Origin of the sequence: Streptomyces sp. NPDC002328, assembly GCF_042890065.1 — a bacterium.
Taxonomy (GTDB): Bacteria; Actinomycetota; Actinomycetes; order Streptomycetales; family Streptomycetaceae; genus Streptomyces.
This window is the reverse complement of sequence record NZ_JBIARQ010000017.1, coordinates 145,277-159,423: the sequence shown is the minus strand read 5'-3', so window position 1 is coordinate 159,423 and position 14,147 is coordinate 145,277. Positions and strand designations below refer to the sequence as shown.

Below are 14,147 nucleotides of genomic sequence, written 5' to 3'. Positions count from 1 at the left end.
CAGCCGCCGAACGGTGGGCCGCCGGGGCCGTCAGGACCGCCTATGCAGCGGAGGTTGCCCGTCGATCAGACGACTGAGACACCGACTACGCAGCACCCCGTCTGCTGCGGGCTGCCATCATGCTCGAATGGCCCACGACATAGTGTTCTTCCTCGCCCCTGACGTCGAGACGGCCGCCTCGACGCGCCTGCGGGGACCTGGCGAGGACTTTGAGTCTGTAACCTGCCATTTTATTGAGCCGGACAGTGCCATCGCCGAGTGGGACATGTACTTCGAGGCTCCTTCGGCCGAGGCCCCGCCGCTTGAGCAGCTCTATGCGTGGCGGCCGTGGCCGGAGTGGGTCACCGCCCCTTTGAACGATGGCGTTGAGGTGTTCGCTCTGCCGAAGCGGCTGACCAGAGCGCTCGGCAAAGCGAGTCCCGCCGAACTCGAAGAGCTCGCAGGCCGCTGGATTACGCGGCTTCGGTCTGAGGACGGCGACGATATGACCGACGATGATCTCCTTGCGGTCTTGCAGGGCGTTGCCCGCCTCGCAGCGTCTGCGGCGAATACAGGTGGCGGCCTCTACAGCTGGAGCTTCTGACCCTCCCCCCGCGAGGGCCGCTCGTTCTTGACGCCGCTGCACGCCAGGAGCTCGGTCCCGGTGGCGTCGAAGTACAGGGGCTTCTCTGAACTTTGGGCGGCCGTTCCGTCCCAAAGCCTCTGGTCTGCAGCTCTCTGGAATGGTGATGCCAGAGGAGTCACAGTGAGGCGTTCCGGAGAGCGAGCGCCGCTCCGCCTGCCGGCTGGGCGACCTCCCGCCGCAGACGCTCCAGTTCGTCGCTCCCGCCGGCCGGTGCGGTTCCTGCCCGACGGGCGCGGGAGACCCAGCTCTGCCAGGGTGGTCTCGTATCCCCAGGTCGTCGGCGACCTCAGCGATCGTCTTGCCCGTCTCCGTGACGATCCGTACGGCCCCCTCACGGAACTCCGGATCAAACTTCCGTCGCTTCTCCGCCATGACTCCCAACTTCCCCTGCAGTCACGGTCTTCACGCTACGAGGGGAGGGACATGGACGCCATCCCCTTCGCTCTGGACGGCTACCTGGCCGCCGACCCCGAACCCGGCGACCGTGAAGGCACCGTCTCCTGGCGTCTGACCTGCTCCGCCGGGACCGACCATCTGGTCGAAGAGGCCGTCATCCCCTGCACGACCATGGAGCCGGGATCGCGCACGCGTTACTCACCGAGCGGCAGCCCGGTGACCTGCTGCGCGTCATCGGCCACCTGACGCTCCCGGACACCGCCGACGGGGTCATCCGGCTGCACGCCGAAAGCCTCGAAGTGCTCTGGGAAGCACCGGTGCTGGACGCGGACGGGGGTGACACAGACACTGCGACCGCGACGGACGCGGACGCCGACCGCAACAGTGCGATCGCGGCTCTCGCCGAAGCCCTCACCGGCTTCGGACAGGCCGCCCCCGGGCAGAGCATCCGCATCCACATCAGCCCGACCGGTGCCCTCGGTTCGGGCCTGGAGCATTGCCACAGTTTCGACGTCACCCCGGCCATAGCTCACTGGCTCGCCGACTACGTCGACGCCATGAGCTGCTTCATGGACAGCGAACGCCCCGACGGTGTCGTCCTGGAGACCATCGCGGACCTGACCGAGCTGTTCGAGGACATCGACCTGATCGACCTCACCAACGCGGTCCTCAACGCCACCCGGCCCGAACACCGGCCCGCCGTCACCCGCGCGATGGACGACATGTTCGGCGACGTCCCCGCACCCGAGGACACCGACTCGTGACCACCAGCCACTCCCGAAGGGAGGCGACCTTGAAGGCCACCAGCCCCAGCGAACCGTCCTTGAGCGGTTCCCCGCCGGAGGCCCCCGCGGCTCGTGGCCGGCGGAAGAGTACGCCGCCGCGCATCGCGCCCAAGGCACGACAGACGCCCAGGTCGTGATGGATCTGCCCAGTGACCAGTTCCTCGTCATCACCCACACCACACCCCAGTAACACCGCCCACCCCTGAGCGCCGCGCCCCCGCATCCCCAGCGGAGTGCGGCGCTCCCAGCACCGGGCCGGGCACCGTCCCGAGCACCGCCTGCGGCACACAGTGCGCTGGTGACCGCTGCCAGCCTCCTCGGCCCTCCCTATTACGCCGTAATAGGGAGGGCCCGCCGGATCACGCGCGGCGTCGGTAGCAGGGCGGGCTGTCCTGTCTCACTCAATCGAGTCGTTTTCTCAACGAACCGAGTCGTTCGGGCTTCTGTCTCGGCGAACCCAGTCACGGCTGAATGTGCTGGCATTCGGAATGGCTGTACCGGCTGGGGTAGCTCATGCACGGCTGTTGGTCGATTGGCTGGTCGCGCGGTGGGCGGCACTTCCAGGCTGGTACTGGGCGCCTACGACCCGAACAGCGCCAGCACGTCGGCTATCGTCGTGGTGGGAGCAGGACCGGTTGGGGCTGCTGGACTTCGATTCCTCGGGTTGGCGCGGCTCGTTTTGCGCTACCAGCCTGGTCTGCTCGACGGCTTCACGGGGGTCGTCCAGGCCGCAGCGTGACACCACCACGAAATCTCAGGTGCGGTAGCGGGCCAGCTCCCATGGGTCGTGCGCGGAGAAGATCTCGACCTGGTCACCGTGGTCACGGACCAGCTCGCGCAGTCTGGCCTGAGTTCCGAGCCGCAGGTCGCGGTGCGCCTGTGCGTGCGTCTGGACGATGTCCAGCAGCGGGTGGGGTTCCTTCAATTCGCCGACTTCCCGGTGGTAGTAATAGGCGTCGCCGCAGTGGAGGAGCCACCGATCGCCATTCAGCACGGCGACCCCGGTGTGGCCGACGGTGTGACCCCCGAGCGGGATGAGTTTGATCTCCGGTGGCAGTCCCTTCGGCTCCAACGCGGTGAAGCCGAACCACTGCTCGCCAAGCTCGTGATCGTAGGTGACCCATTCGGGCTCGTGTGCCCAGTGGGCCGGGCGGTAGCGGAAGCTGGGCGCCTCGGCGCGCGCCACGGCGAGTTCGGCGGCCATCACGTGGACCTGGGCGCCGGGGAAGTCGGGAAGGCCGCCGCTGTGGTCCACGTCCAGGTGGGTCACGATGATATGGCGCACGTCGGATGGTGCGTGGCCGAGCCTGACGACCTGCCGGATGGCCGTCTCCTCCTCGTCGAGCGCGGGTTGTGCCATCTCGACCCATTCGGTGCCGAGCGTGCCGCCCGGATCCCGAACGTCGCCGAGGCCCAGTCCGGTCTCGACCAGGACCAAGCCGTCGGCGTCGGTCTCGACCAGCAGGCAGTGATTCACGGCAGGTGTGGGCTGTGGGCCGTCGTAGGTGGCTTCGATCGTCCGGACCGATCCGCAGTTCAAGTGATGGATCTTCATGGCGACTAGGCTGCGACTTGAACTGCGATTCAAGTCAAGGGGACTTCGATGGATGAAGCGATGTTGGACATCGCCGAGGTCGCACGGCGCTCCAGACTGACGCCCTCAGCCCTGCGGTTCTACGAGAAGAAGGGCCTGATCGCCCCCGCGGGCCGCAACGGCCTTCGCCGCACCTACCATCCGGACGTGCTGGAACGCCTGGGGCTGATCACATGCGCGCGCAGCGCCGGATTTTCGGTTGCTGAGATCGGCCGGTTCCTCGGGGCGCGGCCGTCCGACGCCGAGCTGCGCGACCGCATGGCCGCCAAGGCCCGCGACCTGGACGAGCAGATCGGCCAGCTCAAGCGGCTCCGCGACAGCCTCCGGCACGCCGCGGTCTGCGACCACGAGCTGATCGTTGACTGTCCCGGCTTCAAGCAGGCCGTCGGCAATGTGTCCGCGGCCGTTTCTCGTTGCCCCGTTCAGCAGCCGCTGCAGGCCGTCGGGGGTGCGGTGGCCGGCGTATTCGGCCAGCTGCCAGCCGTTCTTGCGGCCGACGGGGCCGAGCAGGGCGCGGACGTAGTCCCGCATTCGGCGTCGCAGGTCGGCGCGGCCGAAGCGGTGGCCGATCCGCAGGAAGAGGTCGTCGAGTTCACGGTCCCAGGTCGCGTCCGATCATGCTGGAAGACTGCCCGGATCGCAGCCCAGACAGTTCTCCATCCACTCGTTGGAGGGGCGGTCCGGCAAGGCCGCCCCTGACACGCCATCAGCCAACTACACTCCGGACGACACCTCTGACCAGGCCAGATAGCGAAACGCTGCTGGAGTACTAGTACTCCAGCCGGACTTCTGTATTGCTGCTGGTCAACGGTCTGGCGGTGGGGAGTGTAGCGGGAGCTCAGTATGCGTGGGGCGGTCTTGGGCTGACCGTCCCACCAACGGGTGCCCGCGCCGCATGTAGTGACAGCGTCGGGCACGTGCTTGGTGGCGGCGCCTCCATCGGGACCAGTTCACCGCGTGTTCGCGGCGTGCAGCATGGCGACGGGGTTCAGTTGCCAGCAGACGACGGATTTCGGCTGGTGTGAGGTCCACGAGGTCGGGTGTGTCGGCCTCGTCACCCCCTTTTCGCGCTCCTGCACGGCCATCACGGCGAGGAAGACGTGGGCGAGCATGGCCGACGTGATGTGCCGATACCAGCCCACGTAGCGGCGGACCTCGTACTGGTCCAGGCCGCACTCATTTTTCGCGCTTTGGAAGCACTCCTCGATCTTCCAGCGGCAACCGGCGACGCGGACCAAGTCGGCGACCGTGGCCTCCAGCGGGGCGCAGGCGAGGTAGTAGGCGATCTCGTCGGGCTTGCCGATGCTGCGGCGAGCCAGCATCCACCGCTGCCGGGTCGCCTCGTGGCCGTCGGACTCGGCCGCGGCCGGCAGTCGGGCGGCGGCCCAGTCGTAGAACCGTTCACCCTTGGCTCCCGGCCCGGCCGACAGGCGCTGCCATGCCTCGGGTGGCGCCTGAGCGATGAGATGGTCGATGCGCGGGCCGTGGACTTGCTGCGACTTGGGGACGGCGACGACGTAGGAGAGCTGGGCGTCTTCCAGGAAACGCCGGAAGTGGGAGTCCTGCCTGTAGGCGGAGTCCTGTCCCTCCCCTCGTAGCGTGAAGGCCCTGACTGCAGGGGAAGTTGGGAGTCATGGCGGAGAAGCGACGGTCGCCAGGCCGGTCACCGCAGCCGTCACCGATATCCACACGCGCGCTGTCCCCGCCATAGCCACCAGTTCACCGATCCTTCACCAACGCCCGTTCCGGACAGAAGGACAGAGAGTGCCTCATCGGCCCTCTGGTGTGACCGTAGCGGCAAGGTGCTAGATCAAATACCGGAACCAAGTTGCAGCTGAGGAAGCGGCGGTCTGCGCGCTAGCTGGGACGCGAGCGACGGATGACGAGCCGCTGGGCGACTGAGGAGCGCCATCTGCTTTTGCTGCAGTTTCTGAGGTATTACGATTGGATCTCCCTCACGACATGGACGGCGAGACCGGTGAGTTGCCCCGGAAATCCAGCAGCGGCTTACCGGCACGAGCCACTACTTCTCCCGAGAACGCATGATGCGTGCGCTTGCAACCAGACCGCCCTGGCACCCACAGACTGCCGGTCTCACGCGGCGTGACGATCCAAAATGCGTGCCCTTCACTGGTTTGCGCATTTGCCTCGGGCAACCGGTCCGGAACCGTTGCGCACGTCTGCTGGAACCGCAGGTCACAGCTCCGGCGTTGCGCACGAAATCGCGCACCCTACAACCAGGTGCAGACCGTCTGACCGACGGCGGCCCCGTTCCCGCGAGTGCGGGGACGGGGCCGTCCGTGTGTCCGGGAGCTGTCCGGGGCTGTCCGGTAGCCGTCCGGGATCAGTCGGAGGCCGTCTCGGGGCGGCCCTGCTCCGACCAGTGGGTGTGGAAGGAGCCGGGGCGGTCGGTACGGCGGTAGGTGTGCGCGCCGAAGTAGTCGCGCTGCCCCTGGAGGAGCGCGGCCGGCAGGCGCTCGGCGCGCAGGGTGTCGTAGTGGGAGAGCGCGGCGGAGAACGCCGGGACGGGGATGCCGCGGCGGGCGGCCGAGGCGACGGTCTCGCGCCAGGGCACCTGCGCCGCGGCGATCTCCCGCCCGAACTCCGCCTCGGTGAGCAGGCTGACCAGCTCCGGGTCGGCGGCGTACGCGGTGCGGATGCGGTCGAGGAAGGAGGCGCGGATGATGCAGCCGCCGCGCCAGATCTTCGCGACCGAGCCCAGGTCGATCTTCCAGCCGAACTCGCCCGCCGCGTCCTGGATCATCTTCCAGCCCTGGTCGTAGGCGATGACCTTCGACGCGTACAGGGCGTGCTCCACCTGCGAGGTGAAGCGGGCGGCCTCGGTGCGGCTGAGCGGGGGCGTGGTCCCGCCGGGCAGTCCGGCGTAGGCGGCGCGCAGCTCGCTCTGGCCGGAGGCGGCACGGGCGAACGTGGCCTGGGCGATGGCGGTGACCGGGGAGGCCAGGTCCAGCGCGGTCTGCACGGTCCAGCGGCCGGTGCCCTTCTGGCCGGCGGCGTCCGCGACGACGTCCACGAAGGGACGGCCGGTGGCGGCGTCGGTGTGGGCGAGGACCTCGGCCGTGATCTCGATCAGGTAGGAGCCGAGCCGGCCGTCGTTCCAGGTGCGGAAGATGCCGGCGATCTCGGTGGGCGCGTAGCCGGCGACCTGGCGCAGCAGGTCGTACGCCTCGGCGATGAGCTGCATGTCGGCGTACTCGATGCCGTTGTGCACCATCTTGACGAAGTGGCCGGCGCCGTCGGTGCCGACGTGCGCGGCGCACGGCTCGCCGTCGACCTGCGCGCCGATCTTCTCGAACATCGGGCCGAGCACGGCGTACGACTCGGTCGAGCCGCCGACCATGATCGACGGCCCGTTGAGGGCGCCCTCCTCGCCGCCGGAGACGCCGGTGCCGACGAAATGGATGCCGCGGGCGCGCAGCGCCTCCTCACGGCGGCGGGTGTCGGCGAAGTGGGCGTTGCCGCCGTCGATGATCATGTCGCCGGGCTCCAGGAGCGGGGCGAACTCGTCGATGACGGCGTCGGTGACCGCGCCCGCCTGCACCATGATCATCAGTCGGCGGGGGCGCTCCAGCGCGGCCACGAAGTCCTCGGCCGACTCGGCGGGCACGAACGCGCCCTCGTGCCCGTACTCGTCCACGAGCGCACGCGTACGGCCCGCGCTGCGGTTGTGCACGGCGACGGTGTAACCGTTGCGGGCGAAGTTCCGCGCGAGGTTGCGGCCCATCACGCCGAGGCCGGTGACGCCGATGGCAGCGGTTGCGTTCATGAGGTACGTCCCTTGGATCGATGGCGCGGAAGGGGCGCGCGGCCCCTTGTTGCCGACAGGTACGGCTCAAGGGGCGGATCTTCTCGACGCGAGGAGAAGAAAGGTGGCTCCGCCTGCCCGCCTGCCTACCGCGCGCCCGCCGGTCGCCTCTCGGCGGGGGCCGGGCGGCCGGCGGGCGGCGAGGCCTTCGGAGGGATGGGGCAGGTACGGGGTCGGGCTAGAAGAGGGTGTCCGCGAGGCGCTGTTCCTGGCTGAGGTCGGAAGACCAGCAGTAGAGCATGACCTCGTCGGCGCCGATGTCGAAGAAGGCGGCGGTCGCCTCCCGGATGGCGTGCGGGGTGGTGAGCAGGCCGTCCGCCATGTGGTCGGCGTGTCCGGAGAAGGCGTAGTAGTCGCGCAGGTTCCGGCGGGCCTGCTCCACGGTGGCGTCGGCGCCCAGGGCGACGTTCGCCTGGGCGACCAGGCGCGGCCGGCCGGTAGGGCATGCCGAAACATTCGGTGCCGCCCCTCCTGGCACCGCGCGCCATGCGCGGCCCTTGCTCCCGTCTGCGGCGTGGTTCTGGAGAGCGTGCTTCTTCAGAGTGGGGGGACGGTAGCGCGGGGGGTCGGCGGCGGGCAACGGGTTTTCGGGGGCACGGGCCGATGTGAGGGTGTTTCGTTCGGCTGTGGGGGCGGGCTACCGTTTGCTCCGTTCCAAGTTCTCGTACGCAGTCCGGACGGCCCTCAGTGCGCGCAGACCTCTCCCCTCTCATCGCGGCGACCGCCCAGTGGCTGACCCGGTCGTATCCGGCGTCCGGAGGCGCTGTGGCGTCCGCCCTGTGCGAGGCGCAGGCACGGCAGGCGGTGACCGTCGCGGCGTGGCTGCGCTATCCGACGGTGATGGACGCCGCGCTGGTCGGCATGGCCGGACCGGGCGGCTCGGCCCGGCTGGACGGGTTCAGCGGCGCGAAGGCGGACGACGCGGCCTGGCGCAGCTGGGTGGACGAGGTGGTGGCGAGCTGGGCGGCCTGTCTGCTCACCGACCCCGCGCTGGCCGCCCAGGCCGTGGCCGGTCTGGACGGCGGCGACCACACGACGGGGATACCGATGGACTTCCGCCGGCTGCTCGCCCCGGACGCGCACGACCGCCGGGCGGCGGCCCTCCTCCGCCACCCCGACCTCCTCGCCCCCGTGGCCCTGCTCCACCGCGCGCAGCTCCTGGACCAGCTGGAGGATCCGGGTCAGGCACTCATCGCCTGAGACGGGCAGACCGCGGGACGGGCCGGCCGAGCGTCGGCTCTCTCGGTCGACTCAGCCGTCGGACGGTCGCCGCAGAGCGACACGCGCCGCGACGACCGCCCGCAGCGCGTCGACGTCCGCTCCCCGCACGGCCCGCGCTTCGGCAGCAGCACCATCCTTCACGGACGGTGATCATACGAGGGGCGCCCGAGCGGGAAGCACCCGAGCCCCGCAGGTCCGTGCCCCCGCCGACGCTCAGGCCGCCGTCTCCAGAGCCTGCCTGTCCGGGATCTCGTCGCCCGGCTTCGTCGGGACGGTGAGTAGGGACTTGCCGCGGGGGCCGCGGGTGCGCAGGAGGAGGCCCGTGCCGATCGTGGCCGCGATGAGGAGTCCGCCGGTGATCAGGGCGCCGCGGGCTCCCGCCAGTTCCATGAGCAGGCCGAGGGCGGGCGGGCCGCCCAGGCTCCACACCGTGCCGATGCTGTTCCACACGCCGAGGACGCGTCCGCGCAGGTGGGCGGGCGGGTCGGTCTGGAGGACGGCCGTTCCGGCGGTGTCGGAGACGGACTCCACCACCGCCATGGGCAGGACCAGGACGAGGAGGACGGCCAGGGACGGTGACAGTCCCGCCGCCACCTGGAGCAGTCCGCCAGCCGCCGCCAGCGCGCCCACCGCCCGGACCGAGGGCCTGCGCAGCCGGGCGCCGAGGACCGCGCCGAGGATGCCGCCGACGGCGAGGACGGTGGAGACCGTGCCGAACGCGCCGGAGCCACCCGCGAGGGGGCCGGTGACGAGCACGGCGAGAGTGAGGCCGTAGTTCCGGCCGAAGACGCTGCTGACGCCGGTGATGCCGGCGAGCGCCATCAGACGGGGGCGGCGTGCGAAGAAGAGCAGGCCCTCGCGCACGGTCAGGTCGGCCGGGTCGGCACGCCGGTCGCGTTGCCGTGGGATCAAGGGCTTGCCCACCACCACGGCGCCTGCGGACGCGCCCGGAGCCGGGCGCAGGAACGGGATCACGGCGGTGACGAAGAGGAACGACAACCCGTTGGCCGCGTACGCGGCGGCCGTGCCGAGGAGGCCCACGGCCACGCCGGCCAGCGCCGCGCCGGCGAGCCGGCCCGCGTTGTGGACCAGCGCGCCGACCCCGATCGCGGAGGGCACGTCCTCCACGGGCACGAGGTCGTTGCCCAGCAGGGCGCAGGCCGGGTTGTCCACGGTGGCGATCGTGCCGGTCACGGCGGCCAGCACCATCAGGGACGTCATGTCGAGCCGGTCCAGGGCCACCAGGACGGCGGTCGTGAAGGCGACCGCGCCGAGGAGGGCCTGACTGACGGCGGCCGTCAGCTTGCGGGGCCAGCGGTCGACGGCCGCGCCGCCCAGGACGCTCATGAAGAGCGCGGGGGCGGCCTGGACCGACATGGACAGGCCGGTCGCGGCGGCGGAGCCGGTGATCTGGAGGACCAGCAGGTTCTGGACCGTGAGCTGCATCCAGGTGCCGGCGTTCGACAGGAAGTTGGCGACGGACCACCAGCGCATGCTGCGGTGTCTCAGGGACCGCCAAGGAGAGCGGGACGCCTGCCCGGCGGGGCCGGGAGCGGAGGCGGTGTTCGAGGCAGGGGAGGGCGCGGAGGCCGGCGTGGAAGACACAGTGCGGTACCCGAGAGGCGAGCGGCGGTCACAGGGGCAGCGGAACCGGGGAACGCCGGCTTCACTGCACGGCCGCTCCACCTAGTCGGTCACGGCGCGGACCATGCTCGCAGACGGTGCGGGGGAAGCGCGGGAAGCGTCTCCGGCGTACTCCCGCGACATGGGTCAAGTCCCCCTGCCCGGCGGGCCCTTGCCCCTGTCAGTGTGCTTGCTCACAAGGCTTCCGCGCGCGGGCGTGCCGACGGGTCCGTCGCGAGGCGACGGACCCGTCGGCAGTGACCTCGGAAAGCCGGTCTCAGCTCTTCTTGCCCCGCCCGCTCAGCGCGTCCCGCATACGGTCGACCATGCCCATGCCGGGCGCCAGCATCTTGTTGGCCGGCGGCTTGTCCGGGGCGGTCGGGTGGGGCCGCGTCGGCGCCGTCTTCTTCGCCGTGCGGACCTTGTCGCCCAGCTCGTCGAGGGCGCTCTCGGGACAGGCCGCGCGCAGCCGGGGGAAGAGGTCGGCCTCCTCGTCGGCCACGTGCTCGCGGATCTCGCTCATCAGCATGCCGACCAGCCGGTCGAAGTCGGCGTCGTCCGCCTCACGGGCCTCCAGGTCCTTCATGATCTGCTCGGCCTTGGCGTGGTCCTCCAGCTCCTTGTCCGCGAGGGCGTCCCCGCCGGCGACGTGATCGCGCACCGCCGGGTAGAGGTAGGCCTCCTCGGCCACCGAGTGACGCACCAGCTCCATCGTGACCTGGTCCGCGTACAGCTTGCGGTCCTTGTGTCCGGACGGCAGCGCCTCGATCTTGCCGAAGAGCTCCTCGACCTCGCGGTGATCGGTCACCAGTTCGTCGATGACGTTCCCACCATGACCCATGTCCTTCACCTCCAGCCTGGGCGCGACGGCTCCGGGTCGGATCCGCCGGGGGGCCGAGTGCCCCGCAGCCGAAGGTCGACACCGAGCCGCGCACGAATGGACGATTCGGAAAAAATCAGAAGAAATCAGAAGATTGAGAACCAACAGGAATCAACGTGTGAAAGCAACTGGTTCGGGAACACCGTCCAGAGCCGTCGGGAACACGGCGGCCGACCGACCAGGACGGTGCTGCGGACCAGCACCCGCGCCCCGCACACACCCCCTCGCGCTCCGCGCGACACGCTTCAGCCCCGCTCCGGCACCGTCCCCGGAATCTCCTCCCCGCTGCGCCGGACCTCGTGCGCCGTGCTGTTCGGCGCGTACGACCGCGGCCGAAGGACGTCCCATGACTGACGCGACCCCCAGCCTGCCCTGGCGCCACGCCCTGGTGACCGGCGGCGCCGGCTTCCTAGGCAGTCACCTGTGCGAGCGCCTGCTGGATTCAGGCGTCGAAGTCGACTGCGCGGACAACCTGGTGTCGGGTTCACCGGGCAACATCGCTCACCTGGACGAACGGCCCGGATTCCGGTTCGTGGAGTGCGACGTCTCCGGGCCCGACGCACCGCGGCGACTGGCAGGGCCGTACGACGTGGTCCTGCACTTCGCGTGTCCCGCCTCGCCCGCCGACTATCTGCGGCTGCCACTGGAGACCCTCGACGTCGGCAGTCTCGGCACCCGCGCCATGCTGGCCGTCGCGGAGCGCGACGACGCCCGGTTCCTGCTCGCCTCGACGTCCGAGGTGTACGGCGATCCCCTGGTGCATCCGCAGCGCGAGGACTACTGGGGCAACGTCAACCCCGTCGGCCCGCGGAGCGTGTACGACGAGGCCAAGCGGTTCTCCGAGGCCCTGGTCACCGCGCATGTGCGCGCCCGGGACGCCGACGCCGGGATCGTACGGCTGTTCAACACGTACGGGCCGCGGATGCGCGCGCACGACGGGCGGGCCGTGCCCACCTTCGTCTGCCAGGCCCTGGCCGGCGAGCCGCTGACGGTGGCGGGCGACGGGAGCCAGACGCGCTCGCTGTGCTACGTGGACGACACGGTCGAGGGCGTGCTGCTCGTCGCCGCGAGCCACTCGGTGCGGCCCGTGAACATCGGCGGCAGCGACGAGGTCACGATCCGGGACATAGCGCGCCGGGTGGTGGAGCTGACGGGGTCCTCCTCGCGCGTCGCGTTCGTGGACCGCCCCGTGGACGACCCGCAGCGCCGCCGCCCGGACACCGCGCTCGCCCGGGAGCTGCTGGGCTGGTCGCCCAGGGTGCCCTGGGAGGAGGGCATCAAGCACACGATCGCCTACTTCGCCGCGCAACAGCCGGCGCAGACGGCGCAGACGGCGCAGACGGCGCAGACGGCGCAGACGGCGCAACCGTCGCGTGAGCCCGCGCGTGCGGCCGACCACGAGCCCACCGCGGCGCAGGTCCGGGACACCGTCTGAGCACGCCGTCCGAGACGTCTTCCACCACGCCACCACGGAGGCCCCGTATGCGTGTCATGGGAATCAACGCCCTCTTCCACGATCCCGCCGCCGCCCTCGTCCTGGACGGCCGGATCGTGGCCGCCGCGGAGGAGGAACGATTCAGCAGACGCAAGCACGGCAAGCGCCCCGTTCCCTTCTCCGCCTGGGAACTGCCCGAGCTGTCCGCCCGCTGGTGCCTGGAACACGCCGGGCTCGACCCGTCCGAGCTGGACGCCGTCGCCTACTCCTACGACCCCGAACTCGCCCGTCCCGCCGGCCACTTGGGCCTGGACGACCCCTTCGACCAGCTGCGCCAGGAGTACGCGCGCCGCGCCCCCGAGTTCCTCGCCGAGGCGCTGCCCGGACTCGACCCCGCCAAGGTGCGCTTCGTGCCCCATCACCTCGCCCACGCCGCCTCCGCCGGCCAGGCCTCCCCGTACCCGGACTGCGCGGTGCTCGTGCTCGACGGCCGCGGCGAGTGCGGCTCCCACCTCGCGGGCCGGTACGCCAACCGTGAGCTGACCGTGCTGGGCGCGCAGTCGCTGCCCGACTCGATGGGCCTGTTCTACGAGGACCTCACCCAGCATCTCGGCTTCCTGCGCAGCAGCGACGAGTTCAAGGTCATGGCGCTCGCCTCCTACGGCAGGCCGCGCTTCCTCGACCGGTTGCGGGAGTACGTCGCGCTCGACGGCGAGGGCGGCTTCCGGACCCGGCCCGTGCCGTGGGCGACCCTCGTCCCACCGCGCCCCGCGTCCGCCCCCTGGACCGAGGCCCACGCCGACATCGCCGCCAGCGCGCAGGCCTGCCTGGAGGAGGTGCTGCTCGGACTGGTCCGGTGGCTGCACGACCGTACCGGCGAGGAGACGCTGACGCTGGCGGGCGGGGTGGCGCTCAACTGCGTGGCCAACACCCGTCTGCACCGGGACGGCCCGTTCGAGCGGATCTGGGTGCAGCCGGCGGCCGGGGACGCGGGCACCGCGCTCGGCGCCGCCCTGCATCTCGCCCACCAGAAGGAGACGGTGGAGGCGATGCCGACCGCCGCCCTGGGCCGCGGCTGGAGCGACGCCGAGTTGCGGGCCTGGCTGGAGCGGGCCGCCGTCCCCTACGAGGAACCGGACGACATCGCCGAGACCGTCGCCGAGGAGCTGGCCGGGGACCGGATCGTGGCCTGGTTCCAGGGCCGCAGCGAGTACGGGCCCAGGGCGCTCGGACACCGCTCGCTGCTCGCCCATCCCGGGCGGGCGGAGAACCTGGAGCGGCTCAACGCGGTGAAGGGGCGGGAGGAGTTCCGTCCCGTCGCCCCGATGGTGCTGGCGGAGCGGGCCGCGGAACTGTTCGACGGGCCGCTGCCCAGCCCGTACATGCTGTTCGTGCACGACGTCCGCGCCGAGTGGCGGGAGCGGATCCCGGCCGTCGTCCACGTGGACGGCACGGCGCGCGTCCAGACCGTGGACCGGGCGGACGAGCCGCTGGTGGCCCGGATGATCGACGGCTTCGAGCGCCGCACCGGGCTGCCGGCGGTGGTCAACACCAGCCTCAACACCGCGGGCCGGCCGATGGTCGACGACCCGCGCGACGCGCTGGAGTGCTTCGGGTCCGCGCCGGTGGACCTGCTCGCACTGGGACCGTTCGCGATCCGCCGCAGGCGGGTGTTCACATGAGGAGCGCGTTCCTGGGCCGCCGGGGCGGGGAGGACGACCCGGGCCAGGGCCGCCGCCGGGGCTGGGGCCGGGGCCGTGGC

General features: G+C 70.9%; 12 protein-coding genes and 2 pseudogenes. 7 read left to right on the top strand and 7 right to left on the bottom strand.

Features of this window, described 5'->3' with window-relative positions; translation table 11 throughout:
* Positions 1-127 precede the first annotated feature (127 nt).
* Entirely contained in the window at positions 128-583 is a 456-nt protein-coding gene (locus ACFYX4_RS32540; RefSeq protein WP_389340913.1) for a hypothetical protein, read from the top strand.
* Positions 584-934: 351 nt separating this feature from the next.
* Here the strand turns inward: ACFYX4_RS32540 and ACFYX4_RS32535 are convergent.
* A pseudogene (locus ACFYX4_RS32535) lies at positions 935-997 on the bottom strand (hypothetical protein); the annotation flags it as partial.
* Between the two features lie 51 nt (positions 998-1,048).
* On the opposite strand from ACFYX4_RS32535, the gene ACFYX4_RS32530 reads away from it, so the two are divergent.
* Together ACFYX4_RS32530 and ACFYX4_RS32525 are read left to right on the top strand one after the other, a co-directional pair.
* Positions 1,049-1,267, top strand: a complete 219-nt coding sequence (locus ACFYX4_RS32530; RefSeq protein ID WP_389340808.1) for a hypothetical protein — start codon at positions 1,049-1,051, stop codon at positions 1,265-1,267.
* A 53-nt stretch (positions 1,268-1,320) separates the two neighbouring features.
* Positions 1,321-1,785 carry a hypothetical protein gene (locus ACFYX4_RS32525; protein ID WP_389340806.1) on the top strand — a complete coding sequence of 155 codons (465 nt, stop codon included), beginning with the start codon at positions 1,321-1,323 and terminating at the stop codon, positions 1,783-1,785.
* A 775-nt stretch (positions 1,786-2,560) separates the two neighbouring features.
* Here the strand turns inward: ACFYX4_RS32525 and ACFYX4_RS32520 are convergent.
* Positions 2,561-3,361, bottom strand: coding sequence for an MBL fold metallo-hydrolase (locus tag ACFYX4_RS32520; protein ID WP_389340803.1), 801 nt, complete (start codon positions 3,359-3,361; stop codon positions 2,561-2,563).
* Between the two features lie 48 nt (positions 3,362-3,409).
* On the opposite strand from ACFYX4_RS32520, the gene ACFYX4_RS32515 reads away from it, so the two are divergent.
* Entirely contained in the window at positions 3,410-4,099 is a 690-nt protein-coding gene (locus ACFYX4_RS32515; protein ID WP_389340800.1) for a MerR family transcriptional regulator, read from the top strand.
* 251 nt (positions 4,100-4,350) lie between these two features.
* Here ACFYX4_RS32515 and ACFYX4_RS32510 read toward each other — a convergent pair whose 3' ends face one another.
* The 3 genes and pseudogenes from ACFYX4_RS32510 to ACFYX4_RS32500 form a co-directional block, all read right to left on the bottom strand.
* Positions 4,351-4,722, bottom strand: coding sequence for a hypothetical protein (locus tag ACFYX4_RS32510; protein ID WP_389340797.1), 372 nt, complete (start codon positions 4,720-4,722; stop codon positions 4,351-4,353).
* Positions 4,723-5,744: 1,022 nt separating this feature from the next.
* Positions 5,745-7,187 carry an NADP-dependent phosphogluconate dehydrogenase gene (gene gndA / locus ACFYX4_RS32505; protein ID WP_389340794.1) on the bottom strand — a complete coding sequence of 481 codons (1,443 nt, stop codon included), beginning with the start codon at positions 7,185-7,187 and terminating at the stop codon, positions 5,745-5,747.
* 217 nt (positions 7,188-7,404) lie between these two features.
* A pseudogene (locus tag ACFYX4_RS32500) lies at positions 7,405-7,662 on the bottom strand (LLM class flavin-dependent oxidoreductase); the annotation flags it as partial.
* Positions 7,663-7,913: 251 nt separating this feature from the next.
* Here ACFYX4_RS32500 and ACFYX4_RS32495 point away from each other — a divergent pair.
* Positions 7,914-8,426 carry a hypothetical protein gene (locus ACFYX4_RS32495; RefSeq protein WP_389340791.1) on the top strand — a complete coding sequence of 171 codons (513 nt, stop codon included), beginning with the start codon at positions 7,914-7,916 and terminating at the stop codon, positions 8,424-8,426.
* Between the two features lie 234 nt (positions 8,427-8,660).
* On the opposite strand, the gene ACFYX4_RS32490 is transcribed toward ACFYX4_RS32495, so the two are convergent.
* Together ACFYX4_RS32490 and ACFYX4_RS32485 are read right to left on the bottom strand one after the other, a co-directional pair.
* Positions 8,661-9,941: an MFS transporter gene (locus tag ACFYX4_RS32490; protein ID WP_389340788.1), complete on the bottom strand. Its 1,281-nt coding sequence runs from the start codon at positions 9,939-9,941 to the stop codon at positions 8,661-8,663.
* A gap of 406 nt (positions 9,942-10,347) precedes the next feature.
* Complete coding sequence (locus ACFYX4_RS32485) at positions 10,348-10,911, bottom strand: hemerythrin domain-containing protein (protein WP_389340785.1); 564 nt, start codon at positions 10,909-10,911, stop codon at positions 10,348-10,350.
* A 385-nt stretch (positions 10,912-11,296) separates the two neighbouring features.
* On the opposite strand from ACFYX4_RS32485, the gene ACFYX4_RS32480 reads away from it, so the two are divergent.
* Together ACFYX4_RS32480 and ACFYX4_RS32475 are read left to right on the top strand one after the other, a co-directional pair.
* Positions 11,297-12,385, top strand: a complete 1,089-nt coding sequence (locus ACFYX4_RS32480) for an NAD-dependent epimerase/dehydratase family protein (RefSeq protein WP_389340782.1) — start codon at positions 11,297-11,299, stop codon at positions 12,383-12,385.
* A gap of 47 nt (positions 12,386-12,432) precedes the next feature.
* A complete protein-coding gene (locus ACFYX4_RS32475; RefSeq protein ID WP_389340779.1) occupies positions 12,433-14,067 on the top strand; it encodes a carbamoyltransferase in 1,635 nt (544 codons plus the stop codon).
* Positions 14,068-14,147 lie beyond the last annotated feature (80 nt).

What these genes read in the sequence shown, in the direction of transcription:
- ACFYX4_RS32515 (WP_389340800.1), top strand. Translation starts at nt 3,410, where the DNA reads ATGGATGAAGCGATGTTGGACATCGCCGAGGTCGCACGGCGCTCCAGA.
- ACFYX4_RS32485 (WP_389340785.1), bottom strand. Translation starts at nt 10,911, where the DNA reads ATGGGTCATGGTGGGAACGTCATCGACGAACTGGTGACCGATCACCGC.
- ACFYX4_RS32510 (WP_389340797.1), bottom strand. Translation starts at nt 4,722, where the DNA reads ATGCTGGCTCGCCGCAGCATCGGCAAGCCCGACGAGATCGCCTACTAC.
- ACFYX4_RS32520 (WP_389340803.1), bottom strand. Translation starts at nt 3,361, where the DNA reads ATGAAGATCCATCACTTGAACTGCGGATCGGTCCGGACGATCGAAGCC.
- ACFYX4_RS32530 (WP_389340808.1), top strand. Translation starts at nt 1,049, where the DNA reads ATGGACGCCATCCCCTTCGCTCTGGACGGCTACCTGGCCGCCGACCCC.
- ACFYX4_RS32540 (WP_389340913.1), top strand. Translation starts at nt 128, where the DNA reads ATGGCCCACGACATAGTGTTCTTCCTCGCCCCTGACGTCGAGACGGCC.
- ACFYX4_RS32480 (WP_389340782.1), top strand. Translation starts at nt 11,297, where the DNA reads ATGACTGACGCGACCCCCAGCCTGCCCTGGCGCCACGCCCTGGTGACC.
- gndA (WP_389340794.1), bottom strand. Translation starts at nt 7,187, where the DNA reads ATGAACGCAACCGCTGCCATCGGCGTCACCGGCCTCGGCGTGATGGGC.
- ACFYX4_RS32475 (WP_389340779.1), top strand. Translation starts at nt 12,433, where the DNA reads ATGCGTGTCATGGGAATCAACGCCCTCTTCCACGATCCCGCCGCCGCC.
- ACFYX4_RS32490 (WP_389340788.1), bottom strand. Translation starts at nt 9,941, where the DNA reads ATGCGCTGGTGGTCCGTCGCCAACTTCCTGTCGAACGCCGGCACCTGG.